1 protein-coding gene and 1 pseudogene are annotated in these 772 nt (G+C 45.7%); both read right to left on the bottom strand.

All coding sequences use genetic code 11. The features are described from left to right. A pseudogene (locus A3756_RS28935) lies at window positions 1-535 on the bottom strand (amidase); the annotation flags it as partial. A gap of 81 nt (window positions 536-616) precedes the next feature. Further along, a partial coding sequence (gene gatC / locus A3756_RS25030) for an Asp-tRNA(Asn)/Glu-tRNA(Gln) amidotransferase subunit GatC (RefSeq protein ID WP_156490761.1) occupies window positions 617-772 on the bottom strand: 156 nt, incomplete at its 5' end.

Below are 772 nucleotides of genomic sequence, written 5' to 3'. Positions count from 1 at the left end.
CGAATAGAGCCGCCGGTATCGGTTGCGGTTGCTATTGGCACAAGTCGAGCGGCAACGGCAGCTGCTGAACCGCCAGATGAACCACCGGGTACAAGTTGCTCTTCTTGGCTCCAAGGGTTGATAACTTTGCCAAAATAACTTGTCTCGTTAGATGAGCCCATCGCGAATTCATCCATGTTTGTTTTACCTAAACAAACTGCGCCCGCATTTTTAAAATTGCTGACGATGGTGGCGTCATAAGGCGGAATAAAGTTATCTAGCATTTTTGAGGCGCAGGTAGTTAACACGCCTCGGTGCAGAAGATGTCCTTATGTGCAAAGGGAATACCTGTCCAGGGTGTTGCCTTGCCGCTTGCGATAATCTCATCGGCTGCTTTCGCCTGTGCAAGCGCTTGTTCTTCGGTAACGGTAATGAAACTATTATATTGGCCGTCAAGCTTCTTGATTCTGTCTAGAAAGTATTGGCTGAGCTCGAGGCTTGAAAACTCGCCGCTAGCAAGCCCTGTTGATAATTGTTTTACAGTTTTGTTTAGCATGTTTAGTTAGCTTTCGAATAGAGTGAATGTTGTGCTATCGATAATAATGTGATGTTGCTAATGGATAGGTGGACGTTCACCTTACTCAATAACCTTTGGCACAAGAAATAAACCGTCTTCAGTGTTGGGGGCGACAGTTTGGAGCTTTTCTCTTTTATCGCTTTCAGTGACAACATCTGGACGTAGAACCTGTACAGCATCCATTGGGTGAGCCATTGGTGGAATGTCTTCAGTATT

The organism is Oleiphilus sp. HI0086 (assembly GCF_001635225.1).
The sequence above is the reverse complement of the archived record's forward strand: the minus strand, read 5'-3'. Positions and strand labels throughout refer to the sequence as shown.